Origin of the sequence: Phenylobacterium sp. (assembly GCF_035944335.1) — a bacterium.
Lineage (GTDB): Bacteria > Pseudomonadota > Alphaproteobacteria > Caulobacterales > Caulobacteraceae > Phenylobacterium.
On record NZ_DASZBG010000102.1, the window covers coordinates 1 to 2,431 of the forward strand.

The following is a 2,431-nucleotide window of genomic DNA, read 5'->3' on the forward strand; positions in this document are numbered from 1 at the left end:
GAACCTATTGATCCGGCGAACTTGAGCGGAGACGAGCTCGCAACTTGGTATGGCCGGACGCCGGAGCAGGTCGAAGCCGACCGCCAGGCCGCCGCTCAGGCGAGCTATGACGCCTTCTTCGGAAACAGCCAAGACGCGTCAGGCTCGGAGGCCACTCCGCAGTCCCCCGAGCCAATTCCCAGCTCAGCCCCGACTTTGCCGATCGCAGACCAATGTGTCGGCCCGCCATTGGGGCAGGGCGGTTTTCTGCGACCCGGCAACGGAAACGCCCCCATTGCGACGCAGGCCGGGGCCGGCAACCACGGCACGCCAAGTCCGGCGGCGGCCCCACAGCAACCGCTCCCTCCTGGGATCCCGCCGCTCCCGACGTTCTTCTCCACCATGTTCGGCGGGCCGGTTCCACTGCACGGTCCAAACGGACAGGTCACCGGCTACTACAACCACGAGGCCGGCCGCACCGGGATGAACATCGTCGGCGCCTACGCGGCTGTCGCGCCGCTCTTTCAGCCGGGCGGCTGGATGGAGGCCATGCCGGCTGAGGGCGGCACAGTCGTCACCAATGCCATCAGGGAGGGGATCGAGGAGCCGATCCACATGCACCATGTGTTCGCCAAGTTTCTGGGCGGACCCGAGGAGCAGGAACGAGAGGCGCTGAAGCAGAGTCTCCATGTCGGTTTTCACCAGGCCCTTGGAAGAAATCTGAAGGAAGCCGGGTTTCTAAACGTGGGCGGGAAGGGTGGGTCCACAGAGGATTGGGCGGCTCACTTCGTCGAGCATCCGGAACGCTTCGACCAAGCGATTGAAATCCTGCGGCGTACTTCGCAGGATTTCGATAAGACCCACGGCACGTCGATCCTGCCGAAGCTTGATCGCGGGTTGGCGAAATTCCGGGGGCAGTAGGAGGGAATTCTTGGCGAGCGGTTCAAGCCCCAGATGGCTCTGGTACTCGTCCCGCACGTCGAACTGCGTCCCCCTGGATCGCGACGCCTATCCGACGACGGTGTTCCTCCGTCGCCCGTATCCCTGGCCCGAATGGGCCTGCAAGGCGCCGGATGGGGGCATACACGCCAATGGGAGCCTCGGCCCCATCGATATTCGCGTCGCGCACCCGCCTAAGGGTCGTGAGGAATATCAATGGAACTGTGAGTTCCAGATCCGGATCCTACACCGCGCGTGGTACTCGGACATCGCGGACCTCGTCGATGGTCGCACGGCCGGTATCGGAAGAGTCCTGCTCGATGGAACAGAGCTCGACGATTGGGTGACAATCCACGGCGTGAGACCCCCGGTTCTCCACGGGTCCGAAGGGTCTTGGAAGCGATGCCCGACCTGCGGCAGTCCATATAGCCTACTGCGCGGACGCACCTACTTCAGCGACCCGGCGGTGCTCGAGATGCCGCTTATCGTCAACGGCAGCGGCATCTTTGTGCGGGAGGACGAAGCGATCCGTCGGAATCTGCGCACCCCGACGGGCGCTTTCAAACCCTCTCTCGTGGGCTTGAAGGCGGCGGCAGCGGACAGGCCGAGCGACTAAAGCAAATCCCCGCCCGCGGCGCCGGCCGTCGTGCCGTCGGCCTTGAAGGCCTTGATGACGTTGCGGCCGACCGTCCAGCGGTGGACCTCGTCGGGGCCATCGACCAGGCGCTGGGAGCGGATGTGGGTGTACCAGGCGGCGAGCGGGGTATCGCGGCTGTAGCCGAGCGCGCCGTGCAACTGGATGGCGGTGTCGACCACGTGGTGGACCATGTGGGCGAGATAGACCTTGGCGATGGAATTCTCCTGCCGCATGTCCAGGCCATGCTCGGCCTTGTAGGCGATGTGCAGCAGCATGAGGCGCGAGATGTAGAGCTGGGTGGCGCACTCGGCGAGCATGAACTGGACAGCCTGGCGGTCGGAGAGCAGCTGGCCGAAGGTCTTGCGGTTGGTGACCCGCTCGGCGGCCATGTCGAGGGCGCGTTGGGCCAGCGCGATATTGTGCATGCCGTGGCGCAGGCGGCCGTAGGCCAAGCGGTGCTGGCCCATGTCGAAGCCGCGGCCCTCGCCGCCCAGCAGGTTCTCGGCCGGGACCTCCAGGTCCTTGATCTCGATCTCGGAATGGCCGCCGCCCATGATGTGGCTGAGCGGACCCTCGGCGGCCATGGTCGGGATGTCGCGCTTGATCTTGTAGCCGGGGTTCGGCAGCTCGACGATGAAGGTGGAATAGCGCTGGTGGCGGGGCGCGTCCGGGTCGGTCATGGCCATGACCAGGGCCAGGTCGGCGGCGCTGGCGGCGGAGGAGAACCACTTCTCGCCGTTCAGGACGTAGGTCTCGTTGCCCTTCTTCTCCGCGCGGGTCTGCATGCCGGTGGCGTCGGCGCCGGAGGCCTTCTCGGTCATCGAGTAGCAGACGCGCTTCTCGCCGTTCAGCAGCGGCTTGAGGAACTTCTCCTTC

Annotated in this window: 2 protein-coding genes; one reads left to right on the plus strand and one right to left on the minus strand. The window is 65.4% G+C overall.

Annotation, left to right across the window (positions count from 1 at the left end; all coding sequences use genetic code 11):
* Positions 1 to 900 (plus strand): hypothetical protein (locus tag VGT80_RS16745; RefSeq protein WP_327457796.1); only part of this gene is annotated, 900 nt, incomplete at its 5' end.
* 630 nt (positions 901 to 1,530) lie between these two features.
* Here the strand turns inward: VGT80_RS16745 and VGT80_RS16750 are convergent.
* Positions 1,531 to 2,431, minus strand: a 901-nt coding sequence (locus tag VGT80_RS16750; RefSeq protein ID WP_327457797.1) for an acyl-CoA dehydrogenase, incomplete at its 5' end; no start/stop codon positions are given.